The sequence below is a fragment of the Litoreibacter meonggei genome (assembly GCF_003663885.1).
In the GTDB taxonomy this organism is placed as follows: domain Bacteria; phylum Pseudomonadota; class Alphaproteobacteria; order Rhodobacterales; family Rhodobacteraceae; genus Litoreibacter; species Litoreibacter meonggei.
Map to the genome: position 1 here is coordinate 38,032 of NZ_RCCE01000001.1, position 23,860 is coordinate 61,891.

The 23,860-nt window shown below is 58.5% G+C and carries 22 protein-coding genes and 1 tRNA gene; 12 read left to right on the forward strand and 11 right to left on the reverse strand.

Going from position 1 to position 23,860, the window contains the following annotated elements; all coding sequences use genetic code 11:
• Positions 1-67: 67 nt before the first annotated feature.
• From BCF46_RS00165 to BCF46_RS00180, 4 genes are all read left to right on the forward strand, one after another.
• Positions 68-1,210 carry a sterol desaturase family protein gene (locus BCF46_RS00165; RefSeq protein WP_245989666.1) on the forward strand — a complete coding sequence of 381 codons (1,143 nt, stop codon included), beginning with the start codon at positions 68-70 and terminating at the stop codon, positions 1,208-1,210.
• A 126-nt stretch (positions 1,211-1,336) separates the two neighbouring features.
• Entirely contained in the window at positions 1,337-3,370 is a 2,034-nt protein-coding gene (locus BCF46_RS00170) for an ASKHA domain-containing protein (RefSeq protein ID WP_121020546.1), read from the forward strand.
• A 34-nt stretch (positions 3,371-3,404) separates the two neighbouring features.
• Positions 3,405-3,478, forward strand: a tRNA-Gly gene (locus tag BCF46_RS00175).
• A gap of 6 nt (positions 3,479-3,484) precedes the next feature.
• Positions 3,485-3,958 carry an acyl-CoA thioesterase gene (locus tag BCF46_RS00180; protein WP_121020548.1) on the forward strand — a complete coding sequence of 158 codons (474 nt, stop codon included), beginning with the start codon at positions 3,485-3,487 and terminating at the stop codon, positions 3,956-3,958.
• On the opposite strand, the gene pgi is transcribed toward BCF46_RS00180, so the two are convergent.
• From pgi to zwf, 3 genes are read right to left on the reverse strand one after another with little or no spacing between them, the layout of a single operon-like run.
• Positions 3,955-5,556: a glucose-6-phosphate isomerase gene (gene pgi / locus BCF46_RS00185; RefSeq protein WP_121020550.1), complete on the reverse strand. Its 1,602-nt coding sequence runs from the start codon at positions 5,554-5,556 to the stop codon at positions 3,955-3,957. The two genes, BCF46_RS00180 and pgi, sit on opposite strands and share 4 nt — an antisense overlap.
• Complete coding sequence (gene pgl / locus BCF46_RS00190; protein WP_121020552.1) at positions 5,556-6,203, reverse strand: 6-phosphogluconolactonase; 648 nt, start codon at positions 6,201-6,203, stop codon at positions 5,556-5,558. The genes pgi and pgl overlap by 1 nt, the downstream gene beginning before the upstream one ends.
• Entirely contained in the window at positions 6,203-7,654 is a 1,452-nt protein-coding gene (gene zwf / locus BCF46_RS00195) for a glucose-6-phosphate dehydrogenase (RefSeq protein WP_121020554.1), read from the reverse strand. Before zwf ends, pgl begins: the two co-directional genes overlap by 1 nt.
• A 190-nt stretch (positions 7,655-7,844) precedes the next feature.
• On the opposite strand from zwf, the gene BCF46_RS00200 reads away from it, so the two are divergent.
• Positions 7,845-8,804 carry a radical SAM protein gene (locus BCF46_RS00200; RefSeq protein WP_121020556.1) on the forward strand — a complete coding sequence of 320 codons (960 nt, stop codon included), beginning with the start codon at positions 7,845-7,847 and terminating at the stop codon, positions 8,802-8,804.
• A 25-nt stretch (positions 8,805-8,829) separates the two neighbouring features.
• Here the strand turns inward: BCF46_RS00200 and BCF46_RS00205 are convergent, their stop codons facing one another.
• The gene (locus tag BCF46_RS00205) at positions 8,830-9,414 is read right to left on the reverse strand and encodes an HNH endonuclease (protein WP_121020558.1); all 585 of its coding nucleotides are present in this window, start codon (positions 9,412-9,414) and stop codon (positions 8,830-8,832) included.
• Positions 9,415-9,644: 230 nt separating this feature from the next.
• Here BCF46_RS00205 and BCF46_RS00210 point away from each other — a divergent pair, with 230 nt between their 5' ends.
• Positions 9,645-10,160, forward strand: a complete 516-nt coding sequence (locus BCF46_RS00210) for a hypothetical protein (protein ID WP_211332752.1) — start codon at positions 9,645-9,647, stop codon at positions 10,158-10,160.
• Here the strand turns inward: BCF46_RS00210 and BCF46_RS00215 are convergent.
• Genes BCF46_RS00215 through BCF46_RS00230 form a run of 4 tightly spaced genes read right to left on the reverse strand, consistent with a single transcriptional unit; the run spans position 10,126 to position 13,175 of the window.
• Entirely contained in the window at positions 10,126-10,797 is a 672-nt protein-coding gene (locus tag BCF46_RS00215; RefSeq protein WP_121020560.1) for an alpha/beta hydrolase, read from the reverse strand. The two genes, BCF46_RS00210 and BCF46_RS00215, sit on opposite strands and share 35 nt — an antisense overlap.
• Positions 10,794-11,417 (reverse strand): DNA-3-methyladenine glycosylase family protein, encoded by a 624-nt coding sequence (locus BCF46_RS00220; protein ID WP_245989667.1) that lies wholly within the window; start codon positions 11,415-11,417, stop codon positions 10,794-10,796. Before BCF46_RS00220 ends, BCF46_RS00215 begins: the two co-directional genes overlap by 4 nt.
• The gene (locus BCF46_RS00225) at positions 11,398-12,135 is read right to left on the reverse strand and encodes a cobalt-precorrin-6A reductase (RefSeq protein ID WP_121020564.1); all 738 of its coding nucleotides are present in this window, start codon (positions 12,133-12,135) and stop codon (positions 11,398-11,400) included. The genes BCF46_RS00220 and BCF46_RS00225 overlap by 20 nt, the downstream gene beginning before the upstream one ends.
• Complete coding sequence (locus tag BCF46_RS00230; protein ID WP_121020566.1) at positions 12,132-13,175, reverse strand: cobalt-precorrin-5B (C(1))-methyltransferase; 1,044 nt, start codon at positions 13,173-13,175, stop codon at positions 12,132-12,134. Before BCF46_RS00230 ends, BCF46_RS00225 begins: the two co-directional genes overlap by 4 nt.
• Positions 13,176-13,272: 97 nt before the next feature.
• Between BCF46_RS00230 and cobA the strand changes: the two genes are divergently transcribed.
• The 3 genes from cobA to BCF46_RS00245 are packed head-to-tail and all read left to right on the forward strand — an operon-like array spanning position 13,273 to position 16,661.
• Entirely contained in the window at positions 13,273-14,124 is an 852-nt protein-coding gene (gene cobA / locus BCF46_RS00235; RefSeq protein ID WP_121020568.1) for a uroporphyrinogen-III C-methyltransferase, read from the forward strand.
• Positions 14,121-15,404 (forward strand): cobyrinic acid a,c-diamide synthase CobB, encoded by a 1,284-nt coding sequence (locus tag BCF46_RS00240; protein WP_121020570.1) that lies wholly within the window; start codon positions 14,121-14,123, stop codon positions 15,402-15,404. Before cobA ends, BCF46_RS00240 begins: the two co-directional genes overlap by 4 nt.
• A gap of 15 nt (positions 15,405-15,419) precedes the next feature.
• Positions 15,420-16,661 (forward strand): MFS transporter, encoded by a 1,242-nt coding sequence (locus BCF46_RS00245; protein WP_121020572.1) that lies wholly within the window; start codon positions 15,420-15,422, stop codon positions 16,659-16,661.
• On the opposite strand, the gene BCF46_RS00250 is transcribed toward BCF46_RS00245, so the two are convergent.
• Genes BCF46_RS00250 through cysS form a run of 3 tightly spaced genes read right to left on the reverse strand, consistent with a single transcriptional unit; the run spans position 16,654 to position 20,424 of the window.
• Positions 16,654-17,406, reverse strand: a complete 753-nt coding sequence (locus BCF46_RS00250; RefSeq protein ID WP_121020574.1) for a squalene/phytoene synthase family protein — start codon at positions 17,404-17,406, stop codon at positions 16,654-16,656. The genes BCF46_RS00245 and BCF46_RS00250 overlap by 8 nt on opposite strands.
• Positions 17,396-19,015, reverse strand: a complete 1,620-nt coding sequence (cimA, locus tag BCF46_RS00255) for a citramalate synthase (RefSeq protein ID WP_121020576.1) — start codon at positions 19,013-19,015, stop codon at positions 17,396-17,398. The genes BCF46_RS00250 and cimA overlap by 11 nt, the downstream gene beginning before the upstream one ends.
• Positions 19,012-20,424 (reverse strand): cysteine--tRNA ligase, encoded by a 1,413-nt coding sequence (gene cysS / locus BCF46_RS00260; RefSeq protein ID WP_121022197.1) that lies wholly within the window; start codon positions 20,422-20,424, stop codon positions 19,012-19,014. Before cysS ends, cimA begins: the two co-directional genes overlap by 4 nt.
• 246 nt (positions 20,425-20,670) lie before the next feature.
• On the opposite strand from cysS, the gene BCF46_RS00265 reads away from it, so the two are divergent.
• From BCF46_RS00265 to BCF46_RS00275, 3 genes are read left to right on the forward strand one after another with little or no spacing between them, the layout of a single operon-like run.
• Positions 20,671-21,843 (forward strand): pyridoxal phosphate-dependent aminotransferase, encoded by a 1,173-nt coding sequence (locus BCF46_RS00265; RefSeq protein ID WP_121020579.1) that lies wholly within the window; start codon positions 20,671-20,673, stop codon positions 21,841-21,843.
• Entirely contained in the window at positions 21,840-22,634 is a 795-nt protein-coding gene (locus BCF46_RS00270) for an isocitrate lyase/PEP mutase family protein (RefSeq protein WP_121020581.1), read from the forward strand. The genes BCF46_RS00265 and BCF46_RS00270 overlap by 4 nt, the downstream gene beginning before the upstream one ends.
• Positions 22,635-22,675: 41 nt before the next feature.
• A complete protein-coding gene (locus BCF46_RS00275; RefSeq protein ID WP_121020583.1) occupies positions 22,676-23,809 on the forward strand; it encodes a TPM domain-containing protein in 1,134 nt (377 codons plus the stop codon).
• Positions 23,810-23,860: the final 51 nt, after the last annotated feature.

A 23,860-nucleotide genomic window follows, 5' to 3' on the forward strand; every position in this document is an offset into this window, starting at 1 on the left:
ATTTCGCTTTGCCTGATCAGGAAGATGCGGCAAAACGCTGATATATTTCAGTCAGGAGATTTGCCCAGTGTCTTTTATCCGCCGCTTAAAGGCCCAACTCGAACGCCCGCGCGAAGACCGTCCTTTTGGTAGCGGCTGGTTATCCGGTGGCGGCGCGCTTTTGGCGGGCCTCACCGCGGCGGCAATTCTTGCAGTAATGTATTTCCCCGGCCTGTTCTCAACGCCCGATCTGGCGACGGTCATCACGCCAGCGCATCTCCAACTCCTGCTCCAAGTGGTGCTCCTGCTTGGCTACGCCTTTGCACTCGTATCGTTGCTGCTATCGCGTGACAAAATTCTGGGCTGGACGGCGCTGTTCATGATCGTCATCGTCTCCCTCATCGGGACACCGGATGACGGATCTACTCTAACGGCGCCACTGTATTTTGGTCTCGATTTCTTCATTCTGAACGTGGTTTTCCTGGGCTTCCTCTTTGTCCCGCTCGAGCGATACTTCCCACAAGACAACGACCAAACCGTTTTCCGCCCCGAGTGGCAGGAAGACATGTTTTACTACCTTGTGTCCTCCCTCATGGTGCAAATCCTGACATTCCTGACATTGATGCCATCGAACCTAATCACCGGCTACATCAACATGGGGCCGATACAGGAGTGGGTTTTCGCCCTGCCCTTCCTTGTTCAGCTATTCGCCATTTTGGTGTTCTCGGATTTCGTGCAATATTGGGTCCACCGCACGTTCCACACGATACCGGCGCTGTGGCGTTTCCATGCCGTTCACCACTCCGCCAAACATCTGGACTGGCTGGCAGGCTCTCGTATGCACTTTATTGAAATCGCGATACTGCGCGGCTTCACCGCGATCCCGATGTTTACCCTTGGCTTCGATCCGGCTGCTATTCAGGCCTATGTGCTGATCGTGTATTTCTACTCGCACTTCATCCATTCCAATATCGGCTGGAACCTGAAAGCAATCGAGAGCACCTTCGCCACGCCCCGCTTCCACCATTGGCACCACGGCGCGGAGCGCGAGGCGATCGACGTCAACTACGCCATCCACTTCCCGATTTTGGACCGCTTGTTCGGCACCTACCATATGCCCGAAGGCCGCTGGCCCAAGCGCTACGGCGTGGCGGGCGAGCAGGTTCCACGTGGCTTCGTGAAGCAGTTTCTGCACCCGTTCACCAAGAAGAAGTTGCCTGAGCCGAAGTAACGGGGGGAACTTGATCTCATTCATGAAAACCATGCGTATTCTTGCAAGATCAGGTCGCAGACGGCCATTGCGCATGGGGGTGAAAGTCCTACAACTTCAGGAAGAAACAACTGCTTCGGTGCCCCTATGTCCGACCATGACCCGCTCGTTATCTTCACGCCCTCTGGCAAACGCGGCCATTTCCCCAAGGGCACGCCTGTCCTGACAGCTGCGCGTCAACTTGGTGTTGATCTTGATAGCGTCTGTGGTGGGCGCGGCATATGCTCCAAATGCCAGATTACCCCGTCATACGGCGAATTCCCCAAGCACGGCGTCACGGTTCGCGATGGTGCGCTTTCCGACTGGAACAGCGTCGAGCAGCGCTATGACGACAAGCGCGGGCTGACCAAAGGTCGTCGCCTTGGGTGTCAGGCTCAAGTGCAAGGCGACATCGTCATCGACGTCCCCGAAAGCAGCCAAGTTCACAAACAAGTCGTTCGCAAGCGTGTCGAAGCGCGTGATATTACCCTGAACCCATCCACCAAGCTGTACTATGTCGAAGTAGAGCAGCCCGACATGCATGAACCCTCCGGTGATCTGGAGCGGTTGATTAAAGCCCTGCGCCACGACTGGGACCTGCCCGCGCTGGAGGTTGATCTGGGCCTGCTCAAAACGCTTCAACCGACCTTGCGTAAGGGGGAATGGAAGGTGACTTGCGCCGTCCACCTTGGCGACAACATGTTCGGCCCACGTATCATGCATATCTGGCCCGGATTCTATGATGGGACGGTTTATGGCCTTGCTGTCGATCTCGGCTCCACGACAATCGCGGGGCATCTATGCGATTTGGCGACGGGCGAAGTCGTGGCATCATCCGGCATCATGAACCCGCAAATCCGCTTTGGTGAAGACCTGATGAGCCGCGTCAGTTATTCGATGATGAACCCCGGCGGGGCCGAGGAAATGACCCGTGCGGTCCGCGAAGGCATGAACTCGCTCTTTGTGCAGATCGCCTCCGAAGCCGAGATTGATCGCGACCTGATCGTGGATGCGGTCTTCGTGTGCAACCCAGTCATGCACCACCTGTTCCTTGGTATTGACCCGTTCGAGCTGGGCCAAGCCCCCTTCGCGCTTGCCACATCCGAAGCGCTGTCCCTGCGCGCCATTGAGTTGGAGTTAAACCTACACCCCGCCGCCCGCGTCTATATCCTGCCTTGCATTGCGGGTCACGTGGGCGCAGACGCCGCCGCAGTTGCACTGTCGGAGGCCCCTGATAAATCCGAGGACCTTGTGTTGGTTGTGGACGTCGGCACCAACGCCGAAATCCTGCTTGGCAACAAAGACAAAGTCCTTGCCTGCTCTTCGCCCACCGGTCCCGCCTTCGAGGGTGCGCAAATCAGCTCCGGTCAACGCGCGGCCCCCGGCGCGATCGAGCGCGTGGAAATCGACCCCGTGACCAAAGAGCCACGCTTCCGCGTGATCGGCTCTGACGTTTGGTCCGACGAAGATGGCTTTGACGAAGTTATCGCGAGTACGGGCATAACAGGCATCTGTGGATCTGGCATCATCGAGATGGTGGCCGAAATGCGCATGGCAGGCATCGTCGACGGTCCCGGCCTGATCGGATCACCTGAACAAACTGGTACAAGCCGTTGTTTTCAGGATGGAAGAACTTATAGCTATATGGTCTATGACGACCCAGAGCGCCCGATCACTGTTACCAACCGCGACATCCGCGAAATCCAGATGGCAAAGGCCGCGCTCTACTCTGGCGCGCGCCTGCTGATGGACAAATTCGGTGTCGACACCGTTGACCGCGTCGTGTTGGCCGGTGCGTTCGGTGCGCATATCTCGCCCAAACACGCCATGGTCTTGGGCATGATCCCTGACGCACCGCTTGATAAGGTTACATCCGCCGGCAACGCCGCAGGAACTGGCGCGCGGATCGCATTGTTGAACACCAAGGCCCGCGCCGAGATCGAGCAGACCGTGCATGACATCCACAAGATTGAAACCGCCATCGAGCCACGCTTTCAGGAACATTTTGTCAACGCCTCCAACATCCCCAACGCGGTTGAATCATTCCCGAACCTGTTCGCCATTCTCACCTTGCCAGATGTAAACTTTAACACAGGTGGCGGAGACAAAGACGGCGGTCGCAGGCGACGCAGGCGCTCTTGACGTCACCGCGCGGCTCACTTAATTCAAAGCCAAGGCGGGTATGGTGAAAAGGTATCACGGCAGCTTCCCAAGCTTTAGTTACGAGTTCGATTCTCGTTACCCGCTCCAAATATTATGAAAACACTCCCCTATCATACGCCCCTAGACGCCGACACGCTTCGCGCATTTGGCATCCCCGAGCCCTGGAGGTTTGGCGTCGCTGACCGCACGCGCTTCGGCGAGCTTGACCCGCTGGGACACATCAACAATGCGGCCTATCTTGGCTGGTTCGAGAGCTTTCGCATTCAATACATGCAGGCTTACGGCATTGGCTACATTGGCGAAGACGCACCACAATTGGTGCTGCGTCAGGTCCAGGTGGATTACCTCGCCGAGATGAAGTTGGCCGAGGACTATATCGTCACGGGTCGTTCAAGTGTGCTCCGTAAGTCGAGTTTCAAGATGGACTACGCCGTATGGTCCGGCGGGAAGCTGCGCACCACGTCACATGCCGTGATCGTGCAGCTGAATGCAGATGGCACAAAACGTCCGATGAGCCCCGAATTGCGCGATCTACTGAAGTCACGCGACGGGGCGGTGGACGCCTAGTCGCGCTGACGCAAATAATCCAACAGCAGACGGGTCGAGCTATCCTTGCCTTTGTCAGACGTCTCGCCACGAAGCACCGGCGTCAGCGCATTGGCCAGCTCTTTGCCAAGCTCAACGCCCCATTGGTCGTAGGAATTAATCCCAAGCATCACGCCTTCAACAAACACGCGGTGCTCGTACAGGGCGATGATCTGGCCTAACACGAACGGGGTCAACTTGGGGTAAACCAGCGTCGTCGAAGGCCGGTCGCCGGGGAACACCCGATGGCGCGCTTGGCGGTCCAACTCAGCACCCGTTAGCCCACGCTTCGCCATAATCGCAGTTGCTTGTTCAAGGCCGCGACCCACCATCAATGCCTCGGACTGCGCCAGACAGTTGGCCACCAACAACTCGTGCTGATGCGCAAGCTCCGGCTCGTGACCTTCCCGCGCCACCATAAATTCGCACGGAACAACTCGCGTGCCTTGGTGGATCAATTGATAGAACGCATGTTGTCCATTCGTGCCGGGCTCACCCCAGACCACAGGGCCTGAATTCACGTCCAATGCAGAACCGTCCATCGCCACGGATTTGCCGTTGCTTTCCATTTCCAGCTGCTGAAAATACGCCGGAAGCCGTGTCAGGCGTTGATCATAGGGCAGCACCGCGCGGGTCGCATGGCCGCAGCCTTGGTTGTTCCAAACTCCAACCAAAGCAAGCATCACTGGCAGGTTCTGATCCAGCGGTGCATCGCGGAAATGGCAATCCATGTCATAGGCACCGCGCAGGAAGGCATCAAAGTCATCCGCGCCGATGGCAATCATCAGAGACAAACCAATCGGCCCCCACAAGGAATAGCGTCCGCCGACCCAATCCTCGAACCCGAACACACGCTCCGGCGCGATGCCCAACTCGGCGGTCTTGTCTTCAGCGGTAGACAACGCTGCAAACTGCGCGCCCGTGTCCGTTACACGTTCGGCCATCCACTCTTGCGCGGTGCGCGCGTTGGTCATGGTCTCAATCGTGGTAAACGTCTTGGACGCCACAATCACCAGCGTCGTCGTAGGGTCCAGCCCGCGTAGCGTGTCAGCAACATCCGCGCCGTCTACGTTGGAAACAAAATGAACCCGTGGCCCATCATGATACGGCGCCAGTGCCAACACAGCCATTGCAGGGCCAAGATCAGAGCCGCCAATGCCAATATTAACCACATCCGTGATCGCACCGCCCTGCCCTTTGACAGCGCCAGATCGCACAGCTTCGGAAAAATCAGCCATCCGCGCGCGGGTCTCGCGCACGCCCGGCATGACGTCTACACCATCGACCAACACCGAGCGGTCACCCATTTCGCGCAACGCCGTGTGGAGCACCGCGCGGTCCTCGGTCTCGTTGATTTTCTCGCCTGAAAACATGGCCTCGCGCCGCGCCTCAACACCAGCGTTCGCAGCCATTGATAAAAGCAACGCACGGTCGTCCGCGCCAATCTGGGTTTTGGAGTAGTCGAACAGCATGTCGCCATGCTGCACGGAATATTCGTGCGCACGGTTGGGATTTTCCCCGAAAAGAGCTGCGAGCGTTGCGCGCTGTTCGGCACTGGTTTTCAGGTCGGTCCAATTCATCACGGCGCCCAATGTACGGTTGCATTCGCAAGGACGGTCCGGATTGGGGCTTCCATGCGGGTTGCGTGGGTAGCACGATCCAGTGCTTCGCGCTTTTCTTTGCCCGCGATCAGAACATGGCTGCTCATGGCTTCCTCCAACACGCGACCGCTTAGGGTAACGCGCGGCTCCAACCCGTCGGAAGCTTCTACCATCATCAGATCCGGCGCATCAGAGGCCAACGCGGCCTCCAAATCGGGGGAGCCCGGAAACAGCGATGCGGTATGCATATCCGCCCCCATCCCCACAACCAGCACCGACAGTGGCAGATGTGCGGATATATCGGGCAACGCATCGCCATCCGGCCTGATCGACACATAGTTCGCCGCCGCAGCCCGCGACGTCAGAAGACGCGCGCGGATCATACGCTCGTTGGACCGCTCATGGTCCGCCGGCACCCGCCGCTCGTCCCCGACCAAAACGGTCACGCGACTCCAATCAAGATCGGCCGCGCACAGGGCATCAAACACCGGACCGGGTGTCGAGCCACCCGGCACAGCAAAGCTGACCTGATCATGGGTCATCAACGCCTCGTTCAGCTCCCCTGCCAGTTCGTTGGCGAGGTCGATCATCATCAGATCGCGGTCCGGATATTCGATAAGTTCCATTATTTAATCTCCCGCCAGCGCCGCCCGTCGCGGTGCAACAGCATCAACGCATCTTCAGGGCCCGTTGTTCCCGGCTCGTATTGAACCGGTTTATCGCCACGGTTCTGCCAGCCCTCGATAATCGGATCGGTCCACGCCCAAGCCGCTTCGACCTCGTCGCCGCGCATGAACAACGTCTGATTACCACGGATCACATCCATAATCAGCCGCTCGTAGGCGTCCGGCACATCCGCGCCTTCCGGCCCAAGTGCTTCGGCAAATGTCATGTCCAGCGGTACGTCGATCAAGCGCATACCGCCTGGGCCCGGTTCCTTGATGGTCACACGAAGGTCCATGCCCTCGTCCGGTTGCAGCCGGATCGCCAGCACATTTGCCTTGCTTCCGGCATCTTCTTCAAAGATCGAGTGCGGCACGTCTTTGAACTGGATCACGATCTCTGACATCCGCCCTTTCATGCGCTTGCCGGTACGCAGATAGAACGGTGTGCCTTTCCAACGCCAGTTAGAGATGTCGACCTTCATCGCGATAAAGCTCTCGGTCTTGCTCGAAGGGTTCTCGGAATGCTCGATATAGGACGCCTGACCCTCATCTGCCGCATATTGACCACGTACGATATTCTCGGACGGCACGGGGTCCAGCGCGCGGATCACTTTCAGCTTCTCGTCGCGCACCGCGTCGGGATCAAACCGCGACGGGGGTTCCATAGCCGTCAAACAAAGCAACTGCATCAGATGGTTCTGGATCATATCCCGCATCGCGCCGGATTTGTCGTAGTAGCCCCCGCGTCCACCGACGCTCACCGTTTCAGCCACCGTGATCTGTACATGGTCGATATATTGGGCGTTCCAAAGCGGCTCGAACAGCATGTTGGCGAAGCGTACGGCCATGAGGTTCTGCACGGTTTCCTTGCCCAAATAGTGGTCAATGCGGTAAATCTGGTGCTCGTCAAAGCTGGCTGCAAGCACGGCATTTAAGGCCTTGGCGCTTTCCAGATCACGACCAAACGGCTTTTCAACGACAATACGACTCTCGGGATTGGCGATCTTGTGTTTATGCAATCGCGTGGCCAGATCGCCAAACAAACTTGGCCCAACCGAGAAGTAAAACGCCTGAACTACGTCCTTGCGCACCAGTTTGGCAAGGGTATCCCAGCCGCCCGAACCTTTGGCGTCAATTGACGTGTAATGCAATTGAGCCAAAAACGCGTCCACGACCTTAGGCTTGCGCTTTTTCTCGGAAACGAACTCGCCAATGGACTCGCGCACGAGCGCCCGATACCCGTCGTCGTCCAAATCGCTTCGCGCTGCACCAATGATCCGGGCATCCTCGGGCATCTGTCCCGCCAAAAAGCGCCGATACAGCCCCGGCAAAATCTTGCGACGGGCCAAATCACCGGTGCCGCCAAAGATTACAAGATCAAAGCTCTCTACAGGAATGACGCGTGAGACCATGGGGCTACCCTTTTTTCTGGCGTGACATTGCCGCATTGTTAGCGCTAACGACGCTGCACTTCCAGTGCAAATTTCTCTATGAACCCTAACACTCCCTACGTCGGTCACAAGCGTGTCAGAAGATACACAGGAGACTTTCTCTTCGCACCGCAACACGATAGCCAAGATCAACAGGCAACGGAGAAGACCGATGAAAGACCAACTCGACACCGTATTGCAGGCAAATGCGGGTAAATTCTCGGATCCTTACGTGACTGCGAAGGGTGAAACCCGTGCATCAGTTGCCCTGTCAAATCCACAAACGCTTTGGTTCAACACTGGAACCCTGTGCAACATCGAATGCGAAAACTGCTATATTTTGTCATCGCCCTCCAATGACGCCTTGGTCTATCTGACGACTGCGGAGGTCGAGGACTATCTCGACCAGCTCGAAACCCGCAAATGGGGCGTACGCGAAATTGCCTTTACCGGCGGTGAGCCTTTCATGAACCCTGATATGTGCAGTATGGCGCGCGCGGCGTTGGATCGCGGCTACGACGTTCTGATCCTGACCAACGCCATGCGCCCAATGATGCGCAAATCTGTGCGTGCAGACCTATCCGCGCTGATAAGTGAATATGGTGACCAACTCACTTTGCGCATATCGCTCGATCATTGGTCACCGGACGTACATGACAAAGAACGCGGCAAAGACGCGTTTTCCAAGACAATCGACGGCATGCAATGGCTGAGCGATCAAGGCGCAAGAATGGCCGTTGCAGGCAGGTCGGTTTGGGCCGAAAGCGACGCCTCCGCACGTGAAGGTTACGCCCGTATATTCGCCAATTTCAACTTTAATATCGATGCACAAGACCCTGCCATGACAGTTCTTTTCCCTGAAATGGACGAAAACGTAGAGGTTCCCGAAATCACCACTGACTGCTGGAGCATTTTGGACAAATCGCCAGATGCGGTTATGTGTTCGTCGTCGCGGATGGTCGTCAAACGCAAAGGGGCGGACAAGCCCGCAGTGCTCGCCTGCACGCTACTGGCATACACCCCCGAGTTCGAGCTGGGCGAGACGCTGGAAGAGGCCGAAAAGGACGTGCAGCTAAACCACCCGCATTGCGCAAAATTCTGCGTCCTAGGCGGGGCCAGCTGCTCGGCATAGGCCTATTCCGGTTTACGCATGATGATTAGCGCTCCAGCTCAGCGTCCCAATATAGGAAATCGATCCAGCTTTCATGCAGATGGTTCGGCGGGAACTTGCGCCCGATGTTCAGCAACTGGCCCGCACCGGGGCGCACGGGCGCCTTGCGCAAGGACATGCCCGAACGATGCAACCACTGCGACCCTTTGCGCAGATTGCATTTGGAACACGCAGCCACGACATTTTCCCATGATGTGATCCCGCCATGCGCGCGCGGCACAACGTGGTCAAAGGTCAAATCCCCCCGCGCGCCGCAGTACTGACAACAAAACTCGTCGCGCAGGAACAGGTTGAATCGCGTAAATGCCACTTGTTTTTGGGGCCTCACGTAGTCTTTCAGCACCACAACGCTAGGGATGCGAATTTCCATAGATGGCGAACGGACGACATCGTCGTACTCGCTCAGTATCGTGACACGGTCCAGAAAGGCCGCTTTCACGGCCTCCTGCCACGTCCACAATGACAGCGGAAGGTAGGATAACGGCCGGTAATCTGCGTTTAGAACCAATGCCGGATTGTGTTTCAAACACCCCGGTTCACGTACAAAATCGTTCCTGAAGTCGCCGTCCATAGAGAAGAAGTCTCCTGCTCTGTAGTGCCGTTGCGAACACCAGAGCGGGGAGCCCCGCCCCAGTTCTAAAAAAACTATATATCGTTATTCTCACCTGACAAGCCCCGCTATATGGCGGCTCTTGCAACAAACATGGCCTGTCTGAGTAACGGGCATGTGACGATTATCCGCAGGGGCATCACCGCAGTCAGGTTGCTAGGTTCGTTGAAATACGTGAAAGGGATCAAGCTATGCTGAAAGTCTCTACTCCGCCGCTGCCTGACGACGCGCTTTTGCGCCTCTATGCTGATGGCTCGGGCCACTATACGGATTGCTTCGCTGTGACTATGCCTCAACAGGTCAGTCTGCCCGAGTTCGTCGAAGCCTTCTACACCGCGCCTTTGTTTCGTTGCGAGCGTGTTGTGCTGAAACTGGCCGCCAGACGTCCCTCAAGCGATACCGATGCTGCTGACATTGCGAATGGCAAAACAACGCGCTTCGCCGGGTGGGATGTAGAAGATCGTAGCGAAAACCAGCTACTGATGAGCGACATGGCATCAAGGACAAGGTCGTGGTTCATGACGCGCGAAGCGAGCGGTGGCACTCGGTTGTATTTCGGCTCCGCCGTCACTGCCGATCAAAAAACTGGCAAATTAGGTTTCCTGTTCAACGCCTTGTTACCAATACACCAATTGTATTCCTACGCGCTACTCAAAGGCGCAGTTAGGCGCGTTAGCCAAGGTCCAGCCCAAGCTGTTGCCCGATAAACGACAACGCAACCCCAAGGCCATCCGGCGCGATCCCGTGACCGGTGCCCTTCATGACGTGACCATATACAGGGAAGCCAGCTTCTTGCAGCGCATCTCCTGCTTCCGGCATTGAAATTGGCGGCACAACATCGTCCTGATCCCCATGGATCAACACCACGGGCGGCTTCGACTTGGCCTCATCGGCCAGCAATTCAGGTCGTAACAATCGCCCCGAAAACGCAACGACACCCGCGAACTGATCCGCACGGCGCGGAGCAATGTGCAAGGCCATCATGGTCCCTTGCGAAAATCCGACCAGAATAGTTTCCGCCTCGGACACGCCCTCTTCTTCCATCGTGGCGTCGATATAGGCGTTCAAATCATCAACCGCCTGAATCATCCCACGCTCCGATTCTTCCTCGGATGAGCCATCAATCCATGGAATGGGAAACCACTGAAACCCCATAGGGTTGCCTGTACATTGCTCGGGCGCGTTTGGCGCAACGAAAACCGTATCCGGTAAATGCTCCGCCAAAGGGTCAGCCAACCCCAGCAAATCCGCACCATCCGCACCATAACCGTGCAAGAAGATCACCAACGAGCTGTCTTCGCCCGATTTCGATGCCTTGCGGCTGCTTTCCAAAACACGTGTCATGTGATCCCTTCTCGATCTTTTGCCACCCGGTAATAGGCCCACAAGATGCGGGCGGCAACGCTTTGCCACGGGGACCAGTCCAACGCCATCTGGCGCATCTCTTTTTCCTTCGGCCTGTCTGGTAATTCAAACAAAATGCGAGCCGCTTCTTGCAACGCCAAATCACCGGATGCGAACACGTCCGCATGGCCAAGGGAAAACATCGCATATATCTCCGCGGTCCACGATCCGACGCCCGGCACAGCAGTCAATGTCTTGATGACTTCTGGCGTGTTTTTTGCCCGCAGCGCATCGAAGTCGATGCCAGAGCTCGCCAATGCGTGAGCATAGCGGATTTTTTGCCGCGAAAGACCGCAAGCCCGCAGATCATCTTCCGTAGCGGCCAAAACCGAGGCTTCATCCACCAGCCCGGCATCGCGCAATCGACCGTTAATCGCCGCAGCCGAGGCGATAGAGACCTGCTGCCCCATGATTGCAGACAACAACTCCGAAAACCCCTCCGGCTTCAATCGTAGCGGCAAGGGTCCGACTTGCGTCAATGCCAGCGCAAAGCGCGGCTCGCGCGCGGCCAGCCATGCGGCCCCCTCGGACACGCAAGGGTCACCCTTGATAATGCGCATCAAGCCACTCCAGTGCTGCTTCAACCGTCGTGACCATTGGCCCATCCGGTGGGGGCATTCGGTTAATCATCAGAACCGGCATTCGCATCTGCCGCGCCGCATCCAGCTTGGAGCGTGACATCTGCCCGCCTGCGTTTTTCACCACAAGCCAGTCGACACCCAGTTCGGTAAACAGCTGAACCTCGTCTTCTATGGAAAAAGGGGGCCGTCCGACCAAAAACTTGCCGTTCTCGAACGGAAAAGGACCATCCGGCGGATCAATCTGACGGCAAATCAGATAGCACGACGACAAACCCTCGAACTGCTCCAAAGTCTGACGTCCTGTCGCGAGGAATACAGTTGATCCCGCGGCGATAATGTCAGGCGCCTGATTTGGGTGGTCAATAAAAACCCAATTATCTTCGCCGCTTGGACTCCAAGGCTCACGCAGAACTTGCAGGTTTACAATCTGTTCATCATCGCAAATCCGCGCCGTGCGTTCGGAAATTCTAGTTGCAAACGGATGGGTCGCGTCGATCACCAAATCGACGGGATGGCTCGCCAGCCAGTCACGAAAGCCCTGCTCTCCGCCAAACCCGCCTATGCGCGTGTCGCAGCCAAGATTGCGCGGCGCGCGGGTCGCACCAGCCAATGAGGCGGTAACGGCGTGGCCACGCGCAACCAAAGCCTGCGCCAAATCCCGTGCCTCGCTTGTGCCGGCCAGCAAAAGTATATTCATAGCCCCGCCGTCGCCAACACGGTGCCCGCACGATCAATGATCACGATGCTCGGCTCTACCGGTGCGTCCTTCAAGATGAGCTTCACTTGTTGTAACGCTTCCACAGCGACACGCGCCGCCAATTCTGGTGCGATGGTGACGGCTTCCAGTGCGGTGTTGCAGGATGCGATATCCAGTTCAACCCATTCGTTCAAAGCGATAAAGTCGACTTGAGACCGCTTGGAATGTAAGTCCCGCGCACCTTGCGCCAGCTTGGTTATTTTTCCAATTCCACCGCCAATTGTGATCCGGTCTACAGGATGTCGGGACAAGTATTTAAGCACCCCGCCAGCGAAATCCCCCATGTCGAGCATCGCGTGATCCGGCAAGCCCAGCATCTGCTGCACCACGCGCTCCGAGGTTGACCCAGTGCAGCCCGCCACATGGGTTATCCCTACCGCCCGTGCAACGTCTATCCCGCGATGTATCGAGGCGATCCACGCAGAACACGAAAACGGGCGCACCACGCCAGTCGTCCCCAAAATCGACAACCCACCTTCAATACCCAAACGCGGGTTCCAGGTTTTCTTGGCGATCTCCGCCCCGTTCTCAACCGAAACGGTGATCTCAATATCAGGACTTTTTCCATATTCGCTGGCCATCTCGGCAACAATTTCGTCCATCATCGCGCGTGGAACAGGGTTGATCGCAGGTTCCCCAACGCCGATGGGCAGCCCAGGTTTGGTGACTGTCCCCACGCCTTCACCGGCACGGAACACGACGCCACCGTCTGACACGGCAACCCGCGCCTTGATAATCGCCCCATGCGTCACGTCAGGATCGTCGCCTGCATCCTTCTCGATGCCCACTTCGGCCCAGCCATCGCCCTGTGCCACCGAGGCCAGTGCAAACACCGGTGTTTCCCCCTTTGGCAAAGTAATGGTCACCGCTGACGGCACGTCCCCACCCCACAATATCTGCAGGCCTGCTTTTGTGGCAGCCGTGGCACAAGCGCCGGTCGTCCAGCCGCGGCGCAATTTGGGAAGGGTGTCCTCACTCATAAGCGCGACCTTAACGTCACGCCACCGCGCCGCCAATGGCGATTGCGGCGTCGCTCTTTCGCTTTTGCACGGGCAGCTTACAGGTCATAAAGGGACCATGAGCGACTCGATGCCCCTTCCCCAAGGCCAATGGCCCGTGCTTGAAAAAGGCTGGGTCTGGCTATGCGGCGCAGGCCCCGGTGATCCCGGCCTGCTAACCCTGCACGCGCTGAACGCACTCCGGCAGTCGGATGTGGTGATATACGACGCGCTAGTGCAAGAGGCCATTCTGGACTGGGCCCCGCAGGCCGAGCATATTTATGCGGGCAAACGCGGTGGCAAACCCTCCGCCAAGCAGCGCGACATTTCCTTGCGGCTGGTCGATCTGGCGCGAGAAGGCAAACGCGTTTTGCGCCTCAAAGGCGGCGATCCGTTCGTGTTCGGGCGCGGCGGCGAAGAAGCCCAGACGTTAGTGCAACACGGCGTCCCTATCCGCATCATACCCGGCATCAGTGCGGGCATCGGCGGGCTGGCCTATGCCGGCATCCCCGTCACCCACCGCGATGTTAACCAGTCTGTTACCTTCGTGACCGGTCACGATCAATCGGGCAACGCCACGGGCAGCCTTGATTGGCAGGCGATTTCCAAAGGCTCGCAGGTCATCGTGATCTACATGGGCATGAAGCACATCGCCCATATCACCGCGCAACTGTTGGACGCAGGCCGCCCCGCAACCGAGCCTGTCGCGATTGTCATCACCGCCACGACCGTGCATCAGCAAGTGTTGGAAACAACGCTTGGCACCTGCGTCGCAGACATCGAAGCCTCCGGTGCCGAGCCGCCAGCAATTATCTGCGTCGGGCGCGCCGTTGCCATGCGGCAGGTACTGGACTGGCAGGGGCAAATCGCCGGTGTTGCCCCCCGCAATCTGGACCCACTTGGCCGAGGCCGCCCGGCCGAAAGCGCATGATCCCCGGTCACGGGCTGCTCATCGCCGCGCCTTCGTCCGGCTCTGGAAAAACCACCGTGACACTGGGACTTCTGCGCGCTTTGTCGCGCCGTGGCGTGGTGCGTGGCGCGAAGTCCGGCCCTGACTACATCGACCCCCGCTTTCACGAGGCCGCCTGTGGACAGCCTTGCCCCAACCTTGATGCCTGGGCGATGAGTGCGCCACGCATCCGCGGGTTGGCGCAAGGGGCTGGTGACGGGTTTCTGGTGGTCGAAGGCGCCATGGGTCTGTTCGATGGCGCACTGCCGGACGGCAAAGGCTCCGCTGCGGATGTCGCCGAAATTCTGGGGATTCCGGTTGTACTGGTGATTGATGGCTCCGGCATGGGGCAAAGCGCGGCTGCAATTGCCGAAGGGTTTACGCGCCACCGCAAGGGCGTGCATGTGGCGGGTGTCATTTTGAACAAAGTGGCCAGCCCACGCCACGAGGCAATGTTGCGACGTCACTTTCCTGACCATCTACCGGTTCTGGGGGCCCTGCCACGGCGCGCCGATCTGGCCCACCCCTCGCGGCATCTGGGGTTGGTTCAGGCGTCCGAGCGGCCCGATCTGGACACATGGCTGGATCAGGTGGCCGATCTGGTCGAGGCGCATGTCGATCTGGATGCTCTGCCCTCAAGCGTCGTCGCGCGCACCCAAAGGCAATCAGGAGTAACACTCCCTTACGCGCGCATCTCTGTTGCGCAAGACGAGGCATTTGCCTTCGCCTACCCCCATTTACTTGACGACTGGAAAGCGGGCGGCTCACCGATCAGCACCTTCTCTCCATTGAAAAACGAGCCTGTCCCCCCGTGCGATCTTGTGTTCTTACCCGGTGGTTATCCCGAACTGCACGCAGCCCGTATCGCGGGTAATTCCATTTTTATGGATAGCTTGAGAAGTGCCGCGGAAACGATTGATATATATGGAGAATGTGGTGGATACATGGTTCTTGGCGAAACCCTGATCGACGCCGACGGCACCCCTCATGAGATGGCCGGATTGCTCGACCTGCAGACCAGTTTTGCGGAACGGAAACTGCATCTAGGCTATCGAAACCTGTCCGCCAAAGCACACCCGTTCGAAGGCACGTTCAAAGGCCATGAATTTCACTATGCCACCACGCTAAAAGCCGAGGGCGAGCCGTTGTTCAAGGCCACTGATGCTGAAGGCACCGCGCTGCCCCCGATGGGCCTGCGCAAGGGGCAGGTCTGCGGTTCCTTCGCGCACATCATTGACCATCTGGACACCCCCGTTAACTAGGCGTAGCGATAGCGCATGAACGACGCAGCTACAGCCCCCGCCCGATCCGATCCTCGCACCCGCCGCAACGTGGCGGTGCTGGTCGCAGCACAAGCCATTCTTGGCAGCCAGATGCCGATGCTGTTCGTGGTGGGCGGATTGGTCGGGAACACGCTGACCCCGAACCCCTGCCTTGCCACGCTACCGATTTCGATGATCGTGTTCGGCTCCATGACCACCGCCCCTTGGATCAGCCCGCTGATGCAACGTCGCGGGCGGCGCACGGGGTTTGTCATCGGTGCGCTCGCAGGGGCTCTGGGTGCGGCAGTGGCAGGGTTCGGCCTCTATTTCGGCTCCTTCCTGTTGCTGCTATTGGGCAGCTACATTAGCGGCATCTACATGTCCGCGCAGGGGTTTTACCGCTTCGCAGCTGCCGACGGCGCCTCCGAGCAGTTCCGTGCCAAAGCGATTTCCTATGTCATGGCAGGTGGACTCTTGTCTGCAATCGTCGGGCCACAACTCAACAAGCTGATGTTTGATTTCAGCGTTATTCCCTTCCTTGGGAGCTATGTCGCAATCGTAGTGCTAAACTTGGCAGGCTTGTTTCTGTTCTTTCTGCTGGACCTGCCAAATGCCGCAGCCATGGCCGCGGCCAAGGCAAAAACCACTGAAGCCGTTCGCACCAAGATGGAGTTGCTAAAAACACCGCGCGTTGCTGTTGCAGTCATCTGCGGTATGGTCTCCTACGCGTTGATGAACCTCGTAATGACCTCGACCCCCTTGGCCGTTATGGGCTGTGGATACACCTCCGCCAATGCCAACGATATCGTGTCCGCACATGTTTTGGCGATGTTTATCCCGTCCTTCTTCACCGGCCACCTGATCAACCGCTTCGGCGTCGAACGTATCATGGCAACCGGCCTCGCCATTCTGGGGCTTGCTGGCGTCGTTGCGTTGACTGGTGTGACGCTAGGCAACTTCTTCGCGGCCCTGATCTTGCTGGGCATCGGCTGGAATTTCGGGTTCATCGGGGCCACCACAATGCTGGCTTCCTCGCACACAGTTGCCGAACGCGGCGTGGTTCAAGGCCTCAATGACTCCATCGTTTTCGGTTGTGTCACGCTGGCCTCTCTGGCCTCTGGCGGATTGATGAACTGCTCCGGTGGATCGCCCATCGAGGGCTGGAATGCTGTGAATATTGCGATGGTGCCGTTCCTGACCCTCGCGGGTGGGGCGCTGATCTGGCTGGCCCTACGGCCCAAACAGGCCTCTAGCTGAGCAACAAACGCCAACGCTTTCCAAACTCGCTTAGGCCCAAAGCCCCGTCCGCCACACGCGTGGGGTTAGCGATGACTTGCTTCAACAACGCGCGCGTCTGCCAGCCTTCGGTAAGCGCCGATGCGGCGTAAGGCCCCAATTTTCGCTTCAATGCAGCGTGTGACGGCATAGCCGCCAGCACGCGCATACACAGGTCAGCGATGGCCTGCGGCCGGCCGTCAACTAAAGGACGTCGCCCTCGGGCTTCCAGCTCCGGCGCGGCCTGCAGAAAACGGGCCAAGCCTACAGCACGCCCATACGCGATAACATCATCTTTGGCATCGACGGGCCCGCCAAGGGTGCAGGCAGCTGCCCACATCAGACCACCAGCGGTGTCGTCCAGATAGGTCAGCAAATCAACCTCATCTTCAAAAGCTTCTTTGTAGATGTCCCAACGGCGCGCCTGGACCAATCGATCAAGCTGCGCTGCCTCGGCGGCCCCTAAAGATGCAGCCAGCGCAGTGGTGACCTCATGCCCGCGTACCGGCTTGCCCTCGGCGATCTCTTCCAACGCGTCGCGCCACCATTGCAGGCGCATTTCGGCGATCATCGGCTCCTGGGTCACCCATGGCGCGCGGCTGACCTCGACATTCATCGCATAGAGCGGCCAGAGCACCTTTTGCGCCGCCTCAGTACCCAGTTGGGCGGCTGCAAACCTGTCGGGGTCCGCGCGCTCCACCAAGGCGCGGCACGCCTCAAGAGACATGCGCGCCCTCTTGCACCAGCTTCCAGTTGATCGCGTCCAAAAGCGCCTCGAACGAGGCGTCCACGATGTTGGGCGACACGCCAACTGTCGACCAGCGGCGGCCCTTGCTGTCGGCGCTGTCGATAATGACGCGGGTCACGGCCTCTGTGCCGCCTTGGGTGATGCGGACCTTGAAATCGACCAAGCGCATGTCATCGATCATGGCGCTATACGGCCCCAAATCCTTGGCCAGCGCCTTGGACAAGGCGTTCACAGGACCGCGGTCGGAGCCGGTCTCGTCCATGCTCTCCGACACCGACAACATCTTGTCTTTGCCCACTTTTACCACGACAACGGCCTCGGACAGGCTGATCATCTTGTCATATTTGTTCTTCCGACGCTCCACGGTGACCTTGTAACGCTTCACCTCGAAGAACTTTGGCAGAAGGCCAAGCTCACGGCGGGCCAGAAGCTCGAACGAGGCTTGGGCGGTGTCGTAGGAATAGCCGTCATCCTCGCGCTGCTTAATTACATCAAGAATGCGCGGCAAAGCACTGGTATCAATGTCTTTCAATCCCATCTCCGCCAGACGTTTGCGCAAGTTGGACTGCCCCGCCTGATTGCTCATCGGGATGATGCGGGAATTACCGACCAAATCTGGGTCGATATGCTCGTAAGTCGCTGGATCCTTTAGGATTGCCGAGGCGTGAAGACCTGCTTTATGCGCAAACGCCGAGGCGCCCACATAGGGCGCGTGTTTGTTGGGAACGCGGTTCAGGATGTCGTCCAACTTGCGGGACGCCAAGGTCAACAGGTTCAAGTTTTCTGCTTTGACACCAATTGCATAGCGGGACTTGTAAGGCTCTTTCAGCAGCAAGGTCGGGATCAGGGAGGTCAGGTTGGCATTGCCACACCGCTCCCCCAACCCGTTCAGGGTGCCTTGGATGTGCCGCGCGCCTGCATCGACGGCGGCCAAGGAGCCTGCGACGGCGTTGTCTGTGTCGTTGTGGGTGTGGATACCAAGACGGTCGCCGGGGATACCGCTGGCGATGACTTTCCCAACGATTTCAGTAATTTCCGCAGGAAGTGTGCCGCCGTTGGTGTCGCACAGAACAACCAGCGCACCCGCATTAAAAGCGGCGTGGATGCAGGACAGGGCGTAATCGGGATTGGACTTGTAGCCGTCGAAGAAATGCTCGGCGTCGAACAGCGCTTCGCGGGATTGGCTGATGATATGCTGAAAACTTTTCTCAATGTTTTCAAGGTTTTCGTCGAGGGTGATGCCAAGCGCCGTTTTGACGTGGAAGTCATGGGTCTTGCCGACAAGGCACACGGCGGGGGTATTGGCGTTCAGAACGGCGGCCAGAACGTCGTCATTCTCCGCCGAGCGGCCCGCGCGTTTGGTCATGCCGAACGCGGTCATGGTGGCCTTCGTCTTCGGCGCGTTCGAGAAAAACTCACTGTCGGTCGGGTTAGCACCGGGCCAGCCGCCTTCGATATAGTCGACGCCAAGCTGGTCGAGCATCTTGGCGATCTCGATCTTTTCAGGGGTCGAGAACTGCACCCCTTGCGTCTGCTGTCCGTCACGCAAGGTGGTGTCGAACAGGGTGAGGCGCTCGCGAGAGCTCATTTGAGGGATTCCCGCAAATCACGCAACTTATCCGTGGAAAGTATCAATGGATTCACCGCATCCTCTCCGTTGATACTAACTAGCCACTTTTGAAGATCGAGGCCCATTTCTGTCGCCTGCTTGCGTATCAAATCAGCGGCTTCAAAGTTTTTCTCTTTTTTCAAACCATTCCAATGAGTGAAAATCGCTTCAATTGTCTCCCTGTCGCCTGAGGTCAATCCGTAACCAACTTGTGGCTCTTCATCAAACGGGTCCACACTAGGCAACGCTGGGTCAATTCCCATGAAACGAAGTGATGCAGCCATGGAATCTAAGTCGCTTTGCTGCCCGCTCTTCCAAAGCGCGTGGAGGCGAACGAGCGCCAAAGGCGTATTCAGATCATTGGATAATGCTGAAACAATTTCAGGATCAATTGTGCCCGCAGTTCGTTGGGAAAGCGAAGCTCGCCATCTAGTTAAATGAGACACAGCCTCCTCCCGCTTCTTCTCCGTCCAGTCCATCGGCTTGCGGTAATGCGTGCTCAGCATCACAAAGCGAATCACCTCGCCCGGCACGCCTTGCTCAAGCAAATCGCGGACGGTGAAGAAGTTGCCAAGAGACTTGGACATTTTCTTACCCTCGACCTGTAGCATCTCATTATGCATCCAGACATTTGCGAAATCGTGGCCTGCGCATTTGCTTTGCGCGATTTCGTTTTCGTGGTGCGGGAAGGTCAGGTCGTTGCCGCCGCCGTGGATGTCGAAAGCCGCGCCCAAAAGCTTATAGGCCATGGCGGAGCATTCGATATGCCAACCAGGGCGGCCCCTGCCCCATGGGCTGTCCCAGCCGGGCAGATCGTCGGAGGATGGCTTCCACAGGACGAAGTCCATCGGGTCCTCTTTATAGGGTGCAACCTCTACCCGTGCGCCCGCGATCATGTCGTCGACGGAGCGGCCGGACAGTTTGCCGTAGTCCTTGTAGCTGCGCACCTTGAACAACACGTGACCCTCGGCGGCATAGGCGTGGCCGTTGGCGATCAGGTCTTCGATCATCGCGATCATCGGGGCGATGTAGGCGGTGGCGCGGGGCATGTCGGTGGGCTCCAGCGCGCCAAGTGCGCCCATGTCGTCGAGGAACCACCCGATCGTCTCGTCGGTGATCTCGGAGATTGGGCGGCCTGTCTGCGCCGCGCGGGCGTTGATCTTGTCGTCCACGTCAGTGAAATTGCGCACGTATTGGACGTTCTCCGCCCCGTATTCATGGCGCAGCAAGCGGTAAAGCATGTCGAAGACCAGCACGGGGCGGGCATTGCCCAGATGGGCGCGCTCGTAGACGGTGGGGCCGCAGACATACATCGACGCCTTGCCGTCAACGAGTGGTTTGAAGACCTCTTTTTGCCGTGTCTTGGTGTTGTAGAGCTTGATCGTCATTTTGGCCTCGCGCGCGGGTGTTGCGGCGGGTTTAGCGAAACTGACCAAAGATGGAAAACGCAAAACGACCCGCCTGAGAAATCTCAGATGGTAATGCAGCAACAAATGATGGTGCGTGTCGTCATGGGGCGTTGGTAACAGGTCGGGCCGCGTCGGTCGAGCGTGGTTTTGTCCGCAATCACAAATTTCGATTTGACACGGGGCGCGCGGGCTGGCCCTGTCTGCGGACTTTCGAAGGAGGCGCACATGGAATTGTCGAACAGGATACAGGGGCTGACGGGTGGCGGCTCTGACGGGTGGGACGTGTTTTACAAAGCGCGGCGGATGATCGGCGCAGGCGTCGGCGTGACGGAGCTGACGCAGGGCGAGCATGACATCCGCACGGATCAGAGCATTCTGGACGCCATGCACCGGAGCGCAAGCGGCGGGAATACGGGATACGCCACCGTGCCCGGTACGGATTCGCTGCGTGACGCGGTGGCGGCACGGCTGACCGCGCGGACGGGCGTGCATACCACGCGCGACAATGTGCTGATAACGCCCGGCGGGCAGTCAGCGTTGTTTGCGTCGCATCATGCGGTCTGCGACGAGGGCGACTTGGCGCTGTATTGCGACCCTTATTATGCCACCTACCCCGGCACCTTGCGGGGCGTAGGCGCCGTGCCGCGTGCCGTGCCGTGCCTGCCGGAGAACGCGTTCCAGCCAGTATTTGCGGACATTGCAGCGAAGTCTGCGGGCGCGAAATCGCTGCTGGTGAACACGCCGAACAACCCGACCGGTGTGGTCTATTCGCGGGAGACCGTGGAGGGCATCGCGCGGGCGTGTTGCGAGTATGATATGTGGTGCATCTCTGACGAGGTGTATGACACGCAGGTGTGGGACGGCACCCATATCAGCCCGCGCACGCTGGACGGGATGGCGGAACGGACCTTGGTGGTCGGCTCCATGTCGAAGAGCCACGCGATGACGGGCAGCCGGATCGGCTGGGTTGTGGCACCGGAAGACGTGGTGGAGAACCTGTTCAATCTGGCGACCCACACGACCTACGGCGTGCCGGGCTATATTCAGGACGCGGCGGTGTTTGCCTTGGGCGAAGGGCTGGCGCTGGAGGAGAAGGTGGCGGAACCGTTCCGACGCCGCCGCGCCATCGGCCAGAACATTCTGGCGGAGCAGAATGTGGTTGGCTTGGTCCCGTCCGAAGGGGCCATGTATATGATGCTGGACGTGCGCAGCACGGGGCTGAGCGGCGAGGCGTTCGCGGACAAGTTGCTGGAGGCGCACCATATCGCCGTGATGCCGGGCGAGAGCTTCGGCGCATCAGCAGCGGGGCATGTGCGGGTGGCAATGACGGTTGAAGACAGCGCATTCGAAGCGTCGCTGAAGACGCTGGTGGGCTTTGCCAAGGAGATACAGCCATGACTTTTCGTGAAATGCACAAGAAGGGCGATCCGTTCATTCTGGCGAATGCGTGGGATATAGGCTCGGCCAAGATGCTCGCGGCTTTGGGGGCGCAGGCAATCGGCACCTCTTCCTTGGCCCATGCGTTCACCTTGGGACGGAGCGATGGTGGACAAGTCAGCCGCGATGAAGCGCTGGCCCATGCGCAGGATTTGATGGCTGCCGTGGATGTTCCCGTTTCGGGCGACTTCGAGGACGGCTTCGGCGAAGCGCCGGAGACCTGCGCGGAGACGGTGCGTTTGTCAGGGGAGATCGGGCTGGCGGGGATCTGCATCGAGGACACGATCGAGGCATCCGACCGCGTCTATGACTTCGATCTGGCGGTCGAGCGAGTGCGGGCTGCGTCCAGCGCGGCAGGGGCGTTGAAGAACGACTTCTTTTTCGTGGCGCGGGCTGATGGCGTGATGACCGGGGCCTACGACATTGACGAAGCGATCCGGCGCATCCGCGCCTTTGACGACGCGGGCGCGGGCGGGCTGTATGTACCGATGCCCAAGAGCTTGGACGATTTAAAGCGGGTGATCGACGCCACGGACAAACCGGTGAACGTGCTTGCGGCGGGTCCGTATTCGAAACACTCGCTTAAGGAATACGCCGCCCTCGGAGTAGCGCGCATCTCGCTTGGCTCGGCATTGGCGCGAGCGACGCATCGAGTTATCCATGACGCTGGCCTGTCGATGTTCGGGGATGGTGATTTCACCGCCTTGGGCACAGGAATCTCGGGCGCAGAGGTGGACAAGCTGATGCGTTAACGGGCATCACATCGTCTAAGGTTTTTAGACGAGGATGAGTGATGGGTCGGTTTCTTATTGTACTTGTAATGGCGTTTCTGCCGGGGCTTGGCTTTGCGCAGGACAAACTGCCCTACCCGCAGCACTACACCGTTCTTACCAATGATTTTGCGGACATCCTAAGCCCGGAAGCCGAAGCTTTGATCAACGCAGAGCTTCAGGCCGCCCGCGATCATCGGGGCCGCGAGATGACGGTGGTGACCATCCGTTCGCGCGATGATTATCTACCATCCAGCGATATCGCCAGCTTCTCCAAAACCTTGTTCAACGCTTGGGGCATCGGCAATGCCGAGCGAAATGACGGGTTGCTGCTTCTGGTGGCAATTGACGACCGAGAAGTGCGGATCGCTCTAGGGGCCGGCTACCCAGCCCGCCAAGACGGCGTTGCGGCCCGCATTATTCAAAGCGAAATCATTCCCGCCTTCAAAGAGGGCCGTGTGGCGGATGGCATTTTGGCGGGCACCCGTGCCGCGCTGAGCCGCATCAAACTTCCAGAGGAAGCGGCTGCAACCGGTAGCCAACCACAATCCTCAAGCCCGCTGACACCACGCGCGCTTGAGCAAGCACCAGAACCGCGCGTCGTGGGCCTTGTGGACCGGATATTGGCGTTTTTCGAAAGCAGCCCGTTTTTCGCGACAATCCTCGCTGCCGTTACGGCGGTCGCGGGGTTCTTTGGTTTTCAAGGCTTCCAACGCAACCGGCCCCGCAAATGCCCACAATGCGGGAAGATGATGATGCGGTTGGGAGACGCGCAGGAGGACCAATATCTGGATCATGGCCAGTTGATCGAGGAGCAAGTCAAATCAAAGGACTATGGCGTCTGGTTTTGCCCTAGGGATGAGCACGTCACGGTGATTGGCTACCCTAAGTGGTTCTCCAAACACGCCGCCTGCCCCGAATGCAAATACCATACCTACGAGACCACACGGACCGTGCTGAGCCCTGCAACCACCGCCAGCACGGGCATCGCGCAGTTGGATCATGCCTGCAAAAATTGCGGACACACTGCCACTGAGACGACCACAATCCCGCGCGTGACCCAGAGCAGTAGCTCGAGCTCGTCCAGTTCGGGCTCCTCATCCTCCTCCTTCGGCGGCGGCAGTTCTTCCGGTGGCGGATCATCGGGCAGTTGGTAGCGTTTTGATGACGCAAACAGACCCGTTTGGCGCAAACAGGACAGAATGACG